The organism is Pseudoalteromonas sp. 1181_04, from assembly GCF_052850545.1.
The window spans coordinates 160670-174923 of sequence record NZ_VXCS01000002.1 but is presented as its reverse complement, the minus strand read 5'-3'; the positions used below and the strand labels follow the sequence as shown (position 1 = coordinate 174923).

17 protein-coding genes and 2 tRNA genes are annotated in these 14254 nt (G+C 39.0%); 9 read left to right on the top strand and 10 right to left on the bottom strand.

The features are described from left to right. Positions 1-109: 109 nt before the first annotated feature. From prc to FW757_RS02185, 7 genes are all read right to left on the bottom strand, one after another. Positions 110-2149 carry a carboxy terminal-processing peptidase gene (gene prc / locus FW757_RS02215; protein ID WP_149981053.1) on the bottom strand — a complete coding sequence of 680 codons (2040 nt, stop codon included), beginning with the start codon at positions 2147-2149 and terminating at the stop codon, positions 110-112. Between the two features lie 26 nt (positions 2150-2175). Beyond that, a complete protein-coding gene (gene proQ / locus FW757_RS02210; protein ID WP_149981052.1) occupies positions 2176-2826 on the bottom strand; it encodes an RNA chaperone ProQ in 651 nt (216 codons plus the stop codon). Positions 2827-2841: 15 nt separating this feature from the next. Next, complete coding sequence (locus tag FW757_RS02205) at positions 2842-3120, bottom strand: hypothetical protein (protein ID WP_064666123.1); 279 nt, start codon at positions 3118-3120, stop codon at positions 2842-2844. Then, positions 3117-3578, bottom strand: a complete 462-nt coding sequence (locus FW757_RS02200; protein ID WP_149981051.1) for a GAF domain-containing protein — start codon at positions 3576-3578, stop codon at positions 3117-3119. The genes FW757_RS02205 and FW757_RS02200 overlap by 4 nt, the downstream gene beginning before the upstream one ends. A gap of 125 nt (positions 3579-3703) precedes the next feature. After that, entirely contained in the window at positions 3704-4099 is a 396-nt protein-coding gene (locus FW757_RS02195) for a hypothetical protein (RefSeq protein WP_182783641.1), read from the bottom strand. Between the two features lie 143 nt (positions 4100-4242). Continuing rightward, a tRNA-Ser gene (locus tag FW757_RS02190) sits at positions 4243-4333 on the bottom strand. Positions 4334-4385: 52 nt separating this feature from the next. Next, positions 4386-4476 (bottom strand) — tRNA-Ser (locus FW757_RS02185). Between the two features lie 252 nt (positions 4477-4728). On the opposite strand from FW757_RS02185, the gene FW757_RS02180 reads away from it, so the two are divergent. Genes FW757_RS02180 through FW757_RS02155 form a run of 6 tightly spaced genes read left to right on the top strand, consistent with a single transcriptional unit; the run spans position 4729 to position 7432 of the window. Then, the gene (locus tag FW757_RS02180) at positions 4729-5394 is read left to right on the top strand and encodes a Bax inhibitor-1/YccA family protein (protein WP_145233793.1); all 666 of its coding nucleotides are present in this window, start codon (positions 4729-4731) and stop codon (positions 5392-5394) included. Between the two features lie 55 nt (positions 5395-5449). Beyond that, the gene (tusD, locus tag FW757_RS02175; RefSeq protein ID WP_149981050.1) at positions 5450-5803 is read left to right on the top strand and encodes a sulfurtransferase complex subunit TusD; all 354 of its coding nucleotides are present in this window, start codon (positions 5450-5452) and stop codon (positions 5801-5803) included. Next, complete coding sequence (gene tusC / locus FW757_RS02170) at positions 5800-6156, top strand: sulfurtransferase complex subunit TusC (protein ID WP_145233789.1); 357 nt, start codon at positions 5800-5802, stop codon at positions 6154-6156. Before tusD ends, tusC begins: the two co-directional genes overlap by 4 nt. Continuing rightward, complete coding sequence (locus FW757_RS02165) at positions 6153-6419, top strand: DsrH/TusB family sulfur metabolism protein (protein WP_149981049.1); 267 nt, start codon at positions 6153-6155, stop codon at positions 6417-6419. The genes tusC and FW757_RS02165 overlap by 4 nt, the downstream gene beginning before the upstream one ends. Before the next feature lie 3 nt (positions 6420-6422). Further along, the gene (locus tag FW757_RS02160) at positions 6423-6752 is read left to right on the top strand and encodes a TusE/DsrC/DsvC family sulfur relay protein (RefSeq protein WP_145233784.1); all 330 of its coding nucleotides are present in this window, start codon (positions 6423-6425) and stop codon (positions 6750-6752) included. A 2-nt stretch (positions 6753-6754) separates the two neighbouring features. After that, positions 6755-7432 (top strand): pseudouridine synthase, encoded by a 678-nt coding sequence (locus tag FW757_RS02155; RefSeq protein WP_182717880.1) that lies wholly within the window; start codon positions 6755-6757, stop codon positions 7430-7432. A 58-nt stretch (positions 7433-7490) separates the two neighbouring features. Here the strand turns inward: FW757_RS02155 and FW757_RS02150 are convergent, their stop codons facing one another. After that, positions 7491-8774: a sensor domain-containing diguanylate cyclase gene (locus tag FW757_RS02150; RefSeq protein WP_182717881.1), complete on the bottom strand. Its 1284-nt coding sequence runs from the start codon at positions 8772-8774 to the stop codon at positions 7491-7493. A 352-nt stretch (positions 8775-9126) separates the two neighbouring features. Here FW757_RS02150 and FW757_RS02145 point away from each other — a divergent pair, with 352 nt between their 5' ends. The 3 genes from FW757_RS02145 to FW757_RS02135 all read left to right on the top strand — a co-directional run bounded on the left by FW757_RS02145 (position 9127) and on the right by FW757_RS02135 (position 11310). Next, positions 9127-9702 carry a hypothetical protein gene (locus FW757_RS02145; RefSeq protein WP_182717882.1) on the top strand — a complete coding sequence of 192 codons (576 nt, stop codon included), beginning with the start codon at positions 9127-9129 and terminating at the stop codon, positions 9700-9702. Positions 9703-9794: 92 nt separating this feature from the next. Next, entirely contained in the window at positions 9795-10709 is a 915-nt protein-coding gene (locus tag FW757_RS02140; protein WP_182739247.1) for a M14 family metallopeptidase, read from the top strand. A gap of 175 nt (positions 10710-10884) precedes the next feature. After that, positions 10885-11310, top strand: coding sequence for a hypothetical protein (locus FW757_RS02135; RefSeq protein ID WP_182739246.1), 426 nt, complete (start codon positions 10885-10887; stop codon positions 11308-11310). A 1-nt stretch (position 11311) separates the two neighbouring features. Here the strand turns inward: FW757_RS02135 and ccoG are convergent, their stop codons facing one another. Together ccoG and FW757_RS02125 are read right to left on the bottom strand one after the other, a co-directional pair. Then, positions 11312-12694, bottom strand: coding sequence for a cytochrome c oxidase accessory protein CcoG (gene ccoG / locus FW757_RS02130; protein ID WP_182739245.1), 1383 nt, complete (start codon positions 12692-12694; stop codon positions 11312-11314). Positions 12695-12835: 141 nt separating this feature from the next. Continuing rightward, a complete protein-coding gene (locus FW757_RS02125) occupies positions 12836-14254 on the bottom strand; it encodes a sigma-54 interaction domain-containing protein (RefSeq protein WP_149981042.1) in 1419 nt (472 codons plus the stop codon).

The following is a 14254-nucleotide window of genomic DNA, read 5'->3' as shown; positions in this document are numbered from 1 at the left end:
CTAAGTTACTTACTTTTGTCAGCGTTTAATCAGTAATTATAGCAATATCAAGAGTTTTAGGCAGCAAAAAAGGCGCCAAAGCGCCTTTTTTATTAACCTGTAAAACAAGTTATTTCTTAGCTACACGACCAAACTTGATATAATCTTGGGTAATTAATGCAGCTTCTTCTAAGAATGGATCTAAGTCGTCTAAGACATCAGGCGCATCATCCAAGCTCTCGATTGGTTTTTCACCTAAACGAGTAAGCCTTTCATTAGTACGAGCTAATGCACGCGCTTCACCATCGTCTTTTTCTTTAATACGCTGCGCTTCTACAAGAGAAATAGTTTTCCGGTCTTTCTCTTCTTTATAACGCGTAATATCTTGAAAAACATAGTTAAACTCAGGTTCTGATTTAATGCGTTCAGCATGCGCTTTGCTTAAGTAAGCAATAGCTGGGTGTAAGTCATCAACCGAGTTATATTTGGCGCGTACGATACTGTCCCACGGTAATGCATTATCCTCTTGGCTTTCGCCCCATTCCGCTGGATCAATTGCTGATGGGAATGAAATATCTGGGATCACACCTTTATGCTGTGTACTACCACCATTGATACGATAGAACTTTGCAATCGTATATTGCACACTGCCAAGTGGATTATCGTATAAATCGTAAGCACGGCCTAAGCCCTTATGCTGTTGCACAGTGCCTTTACCAAACGTTTGCTCACCAATTATTACTGCTCGACCATAGTCTTGCATCGCTGCAGCAAAAATCTCAGAGGCAGATGCGCTGTACCGATCAACAAGTACTGTTAGGGGGCCGTCGTAAAACGTAACACCATCGCGGTCTTTTTGCTCTTCAATGCGATTATTTAGAGTATGAATTTGTACCACTGGACCTTGGTCAAAAAACAAACCAGATAGTTGTGTTGCTTCATATAATGAACCACCACCATTTTGGCGTAGGTCAATTATAATGCCATCTACTTTGGCTTCTTTTAATTTCGCCAATTCTACTTTAACGTCTTTAGACAAGTTGTTATAGAAACCAGGGATCTCAATAACACCTATTTTGCTGGTTAAATCAGAATATTTTGCTTTGAATACTTCTGATTTTGCCGCTCTATCTTCGAGGCGAATTTTATCGCGAATAATTTCAACTACTTTAGGCGCGCCATGATCATCAGCACCTTTTAAGTATTGTAACCGCACCTTAGTGCCTTTTGGTCCTTTGATTAAATCAACTACGTCATCTAAACGCCAGCCAATGACATCAACAAATTCTTCTTTGTCTTGAGCAACGCCGATAATACGGTCGTCAGCTTTAATTTGCTCCGATTTATCAGCAGGTCCGCCTGGAACTAAGCTGCGAATAACCGTGTAGTCTTCGTCGTAGCTAAGTACTGCACCAATACCTTCTAGTTCAAGATCCATGTCCATTTTGAACTGTTCAGCTCTGCGTGGCGATAAATAGGAGGTATGTGCTTCAATACTTCGCGCAAAAGAGTTCATTACGATCTGAAATACATCTTCACTATTGGTTTGCACTAAACGTTTTTGTGCATTGTGATAACGCTTAGTTAATAATTCTTTTATACCAGGCCAATCTTTGCCGGTCATTTTTAATCGTAGTGCATCATATTTTACACGTTCACGCCAAAGCTCATCTAACTCAGCTTGCGTTTTTGCCCAATCAGCATCTTCACGATCAAAGTAATATTCATCAGCCTTATCAAAGGTCATTGGTGTTTCAAGTAACTTTAAAGAATACTCATAACGCTCAAACCGACGCTGCATGCTTAGGTTGAAAATATCAAAGGTAAAATCAAGTTTACCGGTCGTTAATGCATTATCAAATTGGTTGCGGTATTGCTCAAATGAGGCAATATCCGCAGCCAAAAAGACGCTTTTATTAAAATCAAGGGATTCGATATAACGGTCAAACACTTTACTTGAAAGTGCGTCATCAAAACGAATTGGTTTATAATGTGCACGAGTAAATAAGTTTGTCACCCGTTTGCTAGCCGTACTATGCTGACTCTCTTGCGTAAGTACTGGCAAGTCTTTTGCTGTAACTACATCATTAACATCAGCAATATCTGATGCAAATAATAAACCTGAATACAGGGCGGCAACTAACGGAATGAGCTTAAACTTCTGACTCATACACAACTCCTTAATTTATATACAGCTTAAATAATGTACAGGCTGTCTGCTTTAGTTTTAACTTGCATGCCAGTTACCAACTCTACATGAACGTCTTCTTTGTTCACTTCAGTGATTACTGCATTAACAAGGGCTTGGCCAAGTTTAACTTTAACTTTGTTATTAACCTTGACCTCACTTGCTGGTAAAGGTTCAATTTTACCTGAACGTTTAACCGGCGCAGCTTTTGCTGGTGTGGCATTAACTTTAGCGTTTTTATCGCCTGGTTTAGCGAATTGGCCTGGTTTCTTTTTGTAAGATTTTGTGTCTGAATCATTACGTGGACGTTGTGACTTTTTACGTTTAGCCATTTTCGCACGACTTTCTTCAAGTGCTTTTTGAGCATGATCAATGTGCTCTTGTTCCACTTTAGCATCTTGATTTCCATCAAGATCAATACGAAATTCAGACTTAGTCACGGCTTCTAAATAACGCCAGTTAGACGTATATTTTCTCAGTGCTTGACGTACTTGCGTCTTACTAACTTTTTCAGAACCTTCAATTCGCTCAGCGATATCTTTAAAGATACCTACTTTCAGCGGCTTGATGCCGTCTTTTTGTTTAAAACATTGCGGAAATTCTTGATATAAAAATTCCAACACTTCATTAATATCTTTTAGCTTGTTTGTGGTTTCCATTTTAGAACCTATTTTTCACATCTTTTCATCAAGGGACGAATCGACGTAGTGTGTTACCCAGTCGACCAGCTCTTCAAAGTCGGCTTCAATTACAGCCATATCACCTCGAAGGTGTTCCCAAATACCATTTATAATTTCATCAATTAATTCACATTCAGTATCATCAGGAAGACGATCCCATGCAATGTGGATTAAATCGTTGAGCGTTTCCGCTACATGCTCTTCATCCCCTTCCCAATCACCTACATCAGTGATGGCAAACAGATAATCCTGTACATTTACTAAGTCTTTCATGCAATAGTTGCCTCAAAGCACGCGATCAGTGCTTCTAAACCTTGCTTATCATCAGCATCAAACCTAGCAATACTTGGGCTGTCGATATCTAATACAGCAAATACCTCACCATTTTTGTGGATAGGTATTACTATTTCAGAGTTAGACGCCGCATCACAGGCAATGTGGCCTGCAAATGCATGTACATCTTCAACAAGTTGAGTTTGCGCAGTTGCAGCGGCAGTTCCACAGACCCCCTTTCCGACAGGAATTCGGATACATGCAGGATTACCTTGAAACGGACCAAGTACTAATTCAGTTGGTGAATCCATCAAATAAAAACCAGCCCAATTTACATCATCGAGTGACGTAAATAACAGCGCGCTAATATTCGCCATATTGGCAATAATGTTAGGTTCACCAGTAATTAGCGATTCAGTTTGTTTAACTAATGACTGGTAAAATTCTTGCTTTTGCATACCAAACTACTTCTTATCAAACATACAGTAGCTAAAGGTACTCTTTGTCGCCAATAATTGAAACCTTTTCAGGGCAAAAAAAAGCAATTTGCCCTAATTTTCAGCAAGCTTGGTTAATAATTCTGCTATTGAGGAGGCTGTTGTTTTATCGCACCTAACCTTAATCCATATAAAAACAGTCCCGCCGCTAAAGCTGACATCGCGGTATTAATTAAAAAGACCATACCACCTGTTGCACTGAGTAAGTAACTAAAAATTGCACCACCGAGTAAACCTAATGTCAGTACTCCCGAATAATTAACTTTCGCGTACTTGTGCATCAATAAATATCCGGGTACTACAAAAGCAGCCATGGTTAAACCGACAATATGCGCGTTAGCTATCGCACTCATAAGTAACTGGAAAAAGGTAGTCAGCGGATCGGTATTGAGCGTTAATGCATAATAAACTCCTAACACACTGCCAATGATCACAGGTGAAAGTAATGATAACCCAACACTTTTTGCAAGCCGATGTTTCATAATGCGTCCTTAAAATCATACCTGAATAAATACTAAGAATGCATGATGTTTTACAACATCGAAATAGAGACTATGGTCGTAATTAAATAACTACATAAAACTTAGGCACAAAAAAGCCCGCTAATTTAGCGGGCTATTTTATATGGTGGAGAGATAGGGATTTGAACCCTAGAGGGGCTATAAACCCCTGCCGGTTTTCAAGACCGGTGCATTCGACCACTCTGCCATCTCTCCGAAACATTTATAAATCACGAATAAGAGTGTACTCGCAATTATTTTAATTAGGTGGTGGAGAGATAGGGATTTGAACCCTAGAGGGGCTATAAACCCCTGCCGGTTTTCAAGACCGGTGCATTCGACCACTCTGCCATCTCTCCGCACGGCCTGCATAATAGAGAAGGCAGTGCTCTTTGTGAAGCTTTTTTTTCAAAAAAGTGTTCAAGTGCTTAAAAAATCATTGATTTGTTTATTCTTAACTCACCACTGGGTAAAAATCACACTAAATTGAACTTTTCTTTTTAATTATCGGTCTATTGAACTACAAAGGTTTGCCCAAATATAGAAGTCTTGGTAATCTAACTTCAGTTTAATTATCGGAACTTACAATAGGTTTCTAAAGGAGCTCTAAAATGGCATTTAATCATTCGTACAATACCGCTAGACCGGTTATGTCGACCATTGAAACAAACAAGGTACTTAAAAACACCTATTTCTTATTGGCCATGACATTAGCATTTAGTGCTGTGACGGCTGGTATCTCAATGGCATTACAACTACCTTATTTTATGGGGTTAGTTTTTACTCTTATTTCATTTGGCCTTTTATTTGTTGTAAATAAAAAAGCCGAAAGCGCGTCAGGCGTTGCATGGGTATTCGCTTTTACGGGTTTAATGGGTGCGGGACTTGGTCCGTTACTTAACCATTATGCAGCGATGCCAAATGGCCCAATGCTTATCATGCAAGCGTTAGGATCAACTGCACTGATTTTCTTTGGTTTGTCTGCGTATGCACTAAATACTAAAAAAGATTTCTCTTTTATGGGCGGTTTTTTAACGGTAGGCCTTATTGTTGTGATTGTGGCCAGCATTGTTAATATCTTCATCGGCAGCTCGCTAATGTTTATGGTATTAAATGCAGCGGTTGTATTGATCATGTCTGGCTTAATCTTGTTTGATACAAGCCGCATCATCAACGGTGGCGAAACAAACTATATTCGCGCTACAGTCTCTTTATATTTAAGTGTATATAACTTGTTTACTTCATTGCTTGCACTGCTTGGCGCAAATAATGACTAATTAAATAGTTCTGTTAAAATAGCCCCTCTTTAGGGGCTTTTTTATTGGAATAGTTTTGGCACGATTTGTACTTTCTCTGCACAGCGCACCATCGGATCATGATACCACGCAACGTTTGGTGAAATTTGCACAAGCATGTTTAACACAAGGGCATAACATTGATGCCATTTTTTTGTATCAAAACGGCGTTTTTCATGCCAGCGAGCAACTAGATTTGGCAGCTGATGAATTAGCGATTAATGCTTTATGGCAACAATTACATGAGCAAGGGATTCATCTTATGTTGTGTGTTACTGCTGCCGAAAAGCGTGGCCTTGATATAAATAATACCGGTGTTTTTGCAGTCGCAGGGTTAGCTGAGTTTGCAATGCTTGCCAGTGATGCGGATAAATGGGTGCAATTTAAATGATCAATGTATTAGTTTTAAGCCACCATAGTCCTTTCGATGATTTACATATTCGTGATGCATTAGATATGACATTAATATTCGCTGCTGTTGAGCAAAATATTAGTTGGTTATTTAGCGGCCCTGCGGTACTAGCCCTAAAAAAACATCAACAACCTGAGCATATAGGTTTAAAGAACTACTTTAAGACCATCAGAACGCTAGAAATTTACGATGTTGAAAACATTTATGTATGTGAAAAGTCTCTGCTCGAGTATGGCCTTGATAAACATAACTTGTTAGTAGAAGTAAAAGCGCTTAATTATCAGCAGCAAACTCAACTTATAGCCCAGCAACAACACATAGTGAACTTATGAGCACTTTACACATATTTTCCAAGCCACTTGGCTATTACAACACGGATCAATTAGTTAACCTGATCCAGTCAGCAGACAAAGTATTATTATTAAGTGACGCATGCTTTGCGATTGCCCAATTTAGACAGCTTGCAACGCACTTATTAATACTTGCTGATGACGCCAAGGTACGAGATATCACAATCAATCAGCCCGATCACTCGCTTAGTTATGACGACTTTGTCGCACTAACATTAGCAACATCTCACTCTATTACGTGGTAATACATGCTTGAATTTAATAATCAAATTATCGACACGGATAAACAAGGTTACTTACTTGATCACTCGTTATGGAGTGAACAATTAGCCTGCGTTATTGCCGAGCAAGAAAACATTGAATTAACCTCCCAACACTGGGAAGTGATTCATTTTGTGCGTAATTTTTATTTGGAGTACAACACCAGCCCAGCAATAAGAATGTTAGTTAAAGCAATGGCAAAAGCACTGGGTGAAGATAAAGGCAATAGTATTTATCTGTATACTCTTTTTCCTAAAGGCCCAGCTAAGCAAGCAACTAAAATTGCTGGCTTACCAAAACCCGCACGGTGCATCTAGCAATGACAATAGCTAAACCAAATAATACAGCAAAACGCCGAAATAGCGGCCGTAGCTATAATCGCGGTGCAATTACAACCAAAAAAGTGAATAACTCAATAAAGCGCGAGATAAAACCAGCCATTGCCGCCAGTGAGCGAAAAATTGTCTTATTTAATAAACCATTTGATGTGCTGTGCCAGTTTACTGATGAAGCAAACAGACAAACCTTAGCTGACTTTATTACCATTAAAGATGTATATGCTGCAGGACGATTAGATAGAGACAGTGAGGGCCTGCTATTGCTCACTAATTGTGGGAAATTACAAAACACTTTAACAGCGCCAAACAAAAAAACCAGTAAAACTTACTGGGCACAAGTTGAAGGTGAACCAACTGATGCAGCAATTAAACAACTGTGCCAAGGCGTCGAGCTCAAAGACGGATTAACATTACCAGCCGTTGTTAAACGCATAGATGAGCCAACTTTATGGCCACGTAATCCTCCCGTTAGAGAGCGAAAAAACATTCCAACCAGTTGGCTCAGTATTACCCTTACCGAAGGACGTAATCGCCAAGTAAGAAGAATGACAGCACATATTGGCCACCCTACTTTACGTTTAATCCGCTATCGTATTGGTGACTATACGTTAAAAGGAATTGATAATGGCCATTTTAAAATAATCGCAGATGAACTATAGCTGTGCTTGAGCGCAGCTATTTCAAATATGCCTAGTAGCGCTCAGCTGATTTTTTGTATCAATCTTCACTAACAACGATACAATTACGCCCTTGTCTTTTTGCTTGGTACAAAGCTTTATCTGCCGCATCAGCAAAATAGATATAATCGCCAGTTTGGGGATTATGCAAAGTTTTAATGCCCATGCTTAGTGTTATATAGCCAATATCTGTATATTCATGCTTAATAGCTAATTGATTAACTGCTTGCTGGATTTGTAATGCACTATGTAAAGCCTTTTTCGGATCAGCCTCTGGCAGTAACACCACAAATTCCTCACCGCCAAAACGGGCAACAAAGTCCTTTTCGTGATTCATCGTGGCCACTGCAATACATTGTGCAATTTGATACAAGCATTCATCGCCTTTAATATGACCGTAGTTATCGTTGTATTGCTTAAAATAATCAATATCGATTAAGATCATTGATAACGGCTTTATTTTTTTATTCATTAATTCAAGTTCATTGGCCAACTTCTCATCAAAACAACGTCGATTGGCAATTTGTGTTAATGAGTCTAAAAATGCCATGTCTCGAAGTGTATCTTCAGCAGCTAAATGCTGTGTTACATCCTTAAATATAGCTAAAAATTCGTGCCTAAAATATCTTCCCGAAATTTCCATCATTATATGGGAGCCATCTTTACAAGTAACACAATAAACTTGTGGTTCAATATCAGTATCATTTTCTAACGCAAAGCTAAGAGCTTGTTGCCACGTTTGTCGCACCCACATCAGATAATGTGGATCTGGGTAAGCATTAAGCCACCAATCATTAAGTGTTGGAATATCCTCAATAGTGTAACCGAACACATCTACAAAACGTTGGTTTATACGGATTATATTCTCGGTGAGCATACATACATTACACAACGGTATTGGCACTTGCGTAAATAAATTAACGTACTCACTCAAATCATGCTGGCGGGTTAGTGGTTTATTATCTTGCGTTGAGTAATCACTATTTTGCACGATAACAGCATTATTTTGACTCGTTTTTACGCGCATCGATAGCGCGAAATGCCATTCTTGCCACCAGGTTGCTAACTGTGAAACGAGAAAATACTCAGACTCACTTGAAGTTTTCAAATTCACGGCAACACTTTTAAGTAGGCAATCTACTTTACTATATTCAATTACTCCCAATTGTTGATAATTTAAAAGAATATTTTCAAAAAGCCTATACGCATCAACTCTTAAAATACTGCGCGTGTCATCAACCATCGCTGTTAATTGTGATTTAGAATTACCAGCATATTGTGCAATGAAGTTAATTATTGATTGTTGATAGAAAATATAGTCCATATACATTGCCCATTAATTACGTGTGCATAAAAACATGCACTTGGAAGTACACCAGAATAATTTAAAGGAATGTAAGCAGATGCAAATATTCGGCGTGAGAAAATTCGTAAAGAGTAGTTGATTAATGTAAACAATAAATAGGGGTAGATTTATCATCTGACAGTGTATAAAAGTGCTAGCTCTTATATATTTTAACAATCCAAAAAGACGACTTTGTGGCGCACAATATGCTTATTTTCTTAAATAACTCAAGTATGTTATTACACTGCCGTTATACATTATTGTATGAATAAACTCTCGACTTAAAATACGGTATTAACTACATTATCGCCCGCATGGGATTAGATGCTAAATGGATATGACCAATGAAGAACTAAATTTTATATCAGATCTTTTCCAAGTGACGGTTCCTTCAAAATTGAGGGACAATCATACACTGACATTACAAAGCTCTATCCCTGCCAATATTGCTGAATTACTAAATAATACAAAATTAACACTACTGGCTGAAGTTGGCGATTATCAATTATGGTTTCCACTTGAAATAAGAATTGATAAAACAGGCGTTGTAACCCCTGTATTAAGCGCACCAGAGGTCATCGACACACAAGGAATAAAGCGCTGTTGGCGTGGCGGGAACCTCAATATTCAGAGCCAAGACTTTGAAGTTGAATCAATCTCAAGTACTGGACTTTTTCTAAAATCAACGACTCAAAAAGCTCCTTTAGCGATTGAGCAACAGATAAAATTAACCCTTCCAAACAAAAAAAATATTACTATCGACATCAAACCGGTACGCTTTAGTAAGCGAGGCATGGCTGCCAAGATCACTCATATTCATCAAGGGAAAGAACATCTAAGGGCTTATTTATTTGAAGCCCATAAGCGCCAAAATGCCAATTTATATGAGTCCTCAAACAGCTTATAAATATAATTCACAGTTGTGTATTAGTCGCAGCTAGTTGCAGTGAGGTTAGTACAGCGATAAGCTAAACCTTTATTGTAATAAATGAAGGTTCTATGAGCGAAAATAACTATCCAATAGGTACTCAAGGCACGCCTTGGAATGATAAAGATAAACAGTGCTGGTTTAACCTACAAACGATTAAACGTAGCTATCAATCTGAAGTTGTAACTTTAATCAACGAACTGGATAATGATTTCGAGGTTGAGCAATATGGTGCGCTCAGTTTTGATCCTACTCGCTACCCTCTTTTTATTATTAAATCAAAACAGTGGGCATCGAATAAACCGAGCATATTGATCACCGGTGGCGTACATGGCTATGAAACAAGCGGTGTTCATGGCGCATTACATTTTATGAAAACGCTAGGTATGAAATACGCTAAAGAGTTTAACTTACTGGTTGCTCCTTGTATTAGCCCGTGGGGATATGAAACCATTAATCGCTGGAACCCAGCAGCCATAGATCCAAACCGTTCGTTTTATTCATCAAGCCCAGCACCAGAGTCAGCAGCACTAATAAATTATATTAAAGCACAAAATATACCTTTATTAGCGCATATTGATCTGCATGAAACAACTGACACTGACAACAGTGAGTTTCGCCCTGCACTTGCGGCTCGTGATGGCAAAGTGAACACTAATTGGAATATTCCTGATGGTTTTTATCTTGTCGCTGATAGCAATAAACCTGAACCGCAATTCCAAAAAGCGATTATTGACACTGTTGCTAATGTGACTCAAATTGCCCCCAGTGATGAAAACAATCAACTCATTGGAGTGCCATTAGAACAACATGGTGTGATCAATTATGCAGCACGAGAACTCGGTTTATGCATGGGCTTTACAGATGCACAGTATGTCACCACAACAGAAGTGTACCCAGATAGTCCGACGGCAACAGATGAGCTATGTATTACAGCACAGGTGGCTGCAATTAAAGGTGCATTAGATCACCTGCTTACAAAATAATTATTGCGAGGGTCTATTGGTAATTATATTTAGGCCCTATTCTGACATTTTTAATCTGGTTATATATTATTCACTGATTAATTAATGCAAATTTATAAAAAATTAAAAAATACCTAGACTCCGCGTTTTAATTGTATAAAATTCGCGCTCTTAAATTTTCTTACAAGGAAGCACGTTGAAATTTAGCAATAAACATGGACAGGTTAGTTTACACCGCGAGCAAAATATAATCATTGCTAATTTTTGCGGGAATCTTAACGCCAGTTTAGTAACCTCATTTAGCAATGGCTTATTTGAGCAGGTTAGTCAGCTTGCCAATAAACCATGGGGATATATCAGTGATTCTCAAAATTTGTTGGCTGCAACTCCTCAGGCAGAGCAACAACTTACAGTGTTGGCCTCTGCCATGGTTCGTAATGGATGTATTGCTAGCGCTTATATTTTTGATTCAGCTATCGTAATCAATCAAATGCAACGCATTATTCAAAATGCAGGCCTTAGCGTGGATGTTCGCCATCGTCTGTTTAAATGTTTAGTGCAAGCTAAAACCTTTGTTCACCAAACAATGAACGATAATGCAGCTCAATTTCACTCTGCATAACTTAGTTACGATAAAACACACTGCTTATTGATGTATTAATACTGCTATCTTCTTCGGCTGTGATCACAAAATCAAGTTCATTGAGCTTACTTGGTAAATCATAGCCATCGGCAACCACAGTGACCGGGATGCGCTTCATTTGACCAGGCTCGACAGCTGTAAGTTGAGGGCTCTGTAACTTAGCCACATCAAGACCGGTAATCGCTACTCGGTAATGCAGTAACTGTTGTGTTTTATTAATTATTGTCAAGGTGTAAGGGTTTTCAACTAAGCCCTCATAATTTACTCGATATAATGCATTACGATCACGCAGTACTGACACTTCGATTGGCGTGCGTTGAACTAACCACGCTAACATACTGACCATTAATAAAACCGTGAGTGCGCCATAACCAACCAGTTTCAACCGGTATGGATTAGTTTGCTCGCCAGCCATCTGTTTTTCGCTTGCGTACTTGATCAAGCCTTTTTGATAGCCAAACTTATCCATTGTATCGTCACATGCATCGATACATAAACCACAGTTAATACATTCATATTGTAAGCCGTTACGAATATCAATCCCTGCCGGGCACACTTCCACACATAAATTGCAATCTACGCAATCACCTAAATCTAACGCTTTAGGATCGGCCTTACGTTTACGTGGACCACGACTTTCCCCACGCGCACTATCGTAAGTGACAAGTAATGTATCTTTATCAAACATTACAGCCTGAAACCGTGAGTATGGACAAGCAATAGTGCACATTTTTTCTCTTAAGAAACCGGCATTTCCATAAGTACAAAAGGCAAACAAAAATACCCAAAAACTAGTGATGCCCGACCATTGCAGAGTAAACATATCCCCATACAAGCTTTTAGCCGGAATAAAGTAAGCCATAAATGACGTTGCTGTAAACAATGATATGATTAACCAAGCGCTATGCTTGATTGTTTTTTTCTGCCATTTTGATAACGTCCACGCGGATTTATCTAACTTTATACGTTGATTACGTGTTCCCTCTATACGTTGCTCCACCCATGAAAACATCAGCATCCAAATTGTTTGTGGGCATGTATATCCACACCATACCCGGCCAAGCCAATTGGTAACAAAAAACAACGCAAAAGCACCTAACATAAATAACAACGCCAAGATCATAAAATCTTGGGGCAGTAAGGTCAGCCCAAAAATAGCAAACTTTTGACTCGCAACATCTAGCAATACCGCTTGCTGGCCTTTGTATGGGATCCAAGGAATAAGAATGAATGTAAGCATGAGTAACCAACCAAGGTTACGGCGAATACGCTGGAAAAATCCTTTTTGCTCACGGATATAAATAGGCCCTTCATGCTTATAGGGCTTGATGATCATATCTTCTTCTTTAATATCAAATTTCATAATAACTACTTACTGTGACGGTTAGGCCCGTAAGTTTGCAAGTTTCAGACCAAACAGAAATTAAATTAAGCAGTTGAATATTAATGAATTTTTATTTAATAAACTCGCTAAAATCGCGACATTTAGCGAGTGCCGTGATATTTAACGATTTTTACGGATCATCAACTTGCGCATTTTTGATCGTAACGTACTCTCCGGCATGCCTAATTTAACTGCCGCGCCTTGACTGCCAGAAATTTGCCAATTTGATAATTCTAATACTGCGATGATATGCTGTCTCTGCGCTTCGTCAAGGCTCAGATCCGTGTTTAGGTTAGCGCTAGCATTGGCATCAAGTGGTTGCGATAACTGCAATACAGACTGCTTTGATAAAATAGCCTCTCGCTCTAGTACATTCTGTAATTCACGAATATTACCCGGCCAATCATAAGCTTGTAGCTGTGTTATGGCTTTTTCACTGAGTCCTTTGAGCTGTTTACCAAGACGTTTATTTAATTGCGCAATTAAATTACTACACAAATATGGAATATCTTCTTTACGCGCTTTCAGTGGTGGAACTGTGATTGGAAATACATTTAGTCGATAATATAAATCTATTCTAAAGCATCCTGACTGCACCATGGCCCATAGGTCACGATTAGTCGCAGCAATTACACGAATATTAACTTTACGTGTTTGACTACTGCCAACACGTTCAAATTCATGCTCTTGCAATACCCGTAACAACTTACTTTGCGCTTCAAGAGCAAGCTCTCCAATTTCGTCTAAAAAAATGGTGCCATTATTAGCCAACTCAAAACGTCCTTTACGATGCTCCTTAGCCCCCGTAAAAGCCCCCTTTTCATGACCAAATAACTCAGATTCAAGTAAGCTTGGCGTAAATGCGGCGCAATTAACCTTAATAAAGGATTGCCCACTGCGCCCACTTAAGCGATGTAAGTTACGAGCAACTAATTCTTTTCCTGTGCCGTTTTCACCTAAAATCAATACCGTGCTATCGGTCGGGCTAACAAGTTTTATTTGCTCAAGCATGGTTTGAAATACGTGGCTTTTGCCTACCAAACCAGACTCTTGCCAATCTTCATTAAGTTCTGCTATCAAATAGCTATTTTGCTCTTTTAATTGCTCACTTAAGTGATTCACTTGCGCTAAAGCATCACGCAGTGCGTGCTCTGTCTGGTGTTGTTTTGATACATCGCGAAATATCGCGACAGCGCCGATCAACTGATTATTTTTATAAACGGGTGTAGATGTATATTCTACCGCGAAACAGCTGCCGTCTTTACGCCAAAATACCTCATCTTTAACATGGCGATGCTTGCCGTCAAACATAGTGCAATAAATCTGGCATTCATCTGCTGGATATGGCCGTCCGTCAGCGTGACTATGATGATGGTACTGATGAATTTTTTTACCCAGCAACTCATCTGCATGCCATCCAGTCATGCGTTCAGCAGCGGGATTTACAAATACCGCATTACCACTTAAATCAAAGCCATATATTCCCTCACCAACGGCGTTGAGTAATAAAGTTGGATCGTCTAAAAACTGTTTTATCAT

Excerpts from the sequence above, each read along its gene's own strand:
- FW757_RS02160 (WP_145233784.1), top strand. The coding sequence starts at position 6,423 with ATGCTTGAATTTAATAATCAAATTATCGACACGGATAAACAAGGTTAC.
- FW757_RS02195 (WP_182783641.1), bottom strand. The coding sequence starts at position 4,099 with ATGAAACATCGGCTTGCAAAAAGTGTTGGGTTATCATTACTTTCACCT.
- FW757_RS02150 (WP_182717881.1), bottom strand. The coding sequence starts at position 8,774 with ATGGACTATATTTTCTATCAACAATCAATAATTAACTTCATTGCACAA.
- proQ (WP_149981052.1), bottom strand. The coding sequence starts at position 2,826 with ATGGAAACCACAAACAAGCTAAAAGATATTAATGAAGTGTTGGAATTT.
- FW757_RS02165 (WP_149981049.1), top strand. The coding sequence starts at position 6,153 with ATGAGCACTTTACACATATTTTCCAAGCCACTTGGCTATTACAACACG.
- ccoG (WP_182739245.1), bottom strand. The coding sequence starts at position 12,694 with ATGAAATTTGATATTAAAGAAGAAGATATGATCATCAAGCCCTATAAG.
- FW757_RS02125 (WP_149981042.1), bottom strand. The coding sequence starts at position 14,254 with ATGATAAAACAGTTTTTAGACGATCCAACTTTATTACTCAACGCCGTT.
- FW757_RS02200 (WP_149981051.1), bottom strand. The coding sequence starts at position 3,578 with ATGCAAAAGCAAGAATTTTACCAGTCATTAGTTAAACAAACTGAATCG.
- tusC (WP_145233789.1), top strand. The coding sequence starts at position 5,800 with ATGATCAATGTATTAGTTTTAAGCCACCATAGTCCTTTCGATGATTTA.
- FW757_RS02180 (WP_145233793.1), top strand. The coding sequence starts at position 4,729 with ATGGCATTTAATCATTCGTACAATACCGCTAGACCGGTTATGTCGACC.
- FW757_RS02145 (WP_182717882.1), top strand. The coding sequence starts at position 9,127 with ATGGATATGACCAATGAAGAACTAAATTTTATATCAGATCTTTTCCAA.
- FW757_RS02205 (WP_064666123.1), bottom strand. The coding sequence starts at position 3,120 with ATGAAAGACTTAGTAAATGTACAGGATTATCTGTTTGCCATCACTGAT.
- prc (WP_149981053.1), bottom strand. The coding sequence starts at position 2,149 with ATGAGTCAGAAGTTTAAGCTCATTCCGTTAGTTGCCGCCCTGTATTCA.
- FW757_RS02140 (WP_182739247.1), top strand. The coding sequence starts at position 9,795 with ATGAGCGAAAATAACTATCCAATAGGTACTCAAGGCACGCCTTGGAAT.
- FW757_RS02155 (WP_182717880.1), top strand. The coding sequence starts at position 6,755 with ATGACAATAGCTAAACCAAATAATACAGCAAAACGCCGAAATAGCGGC.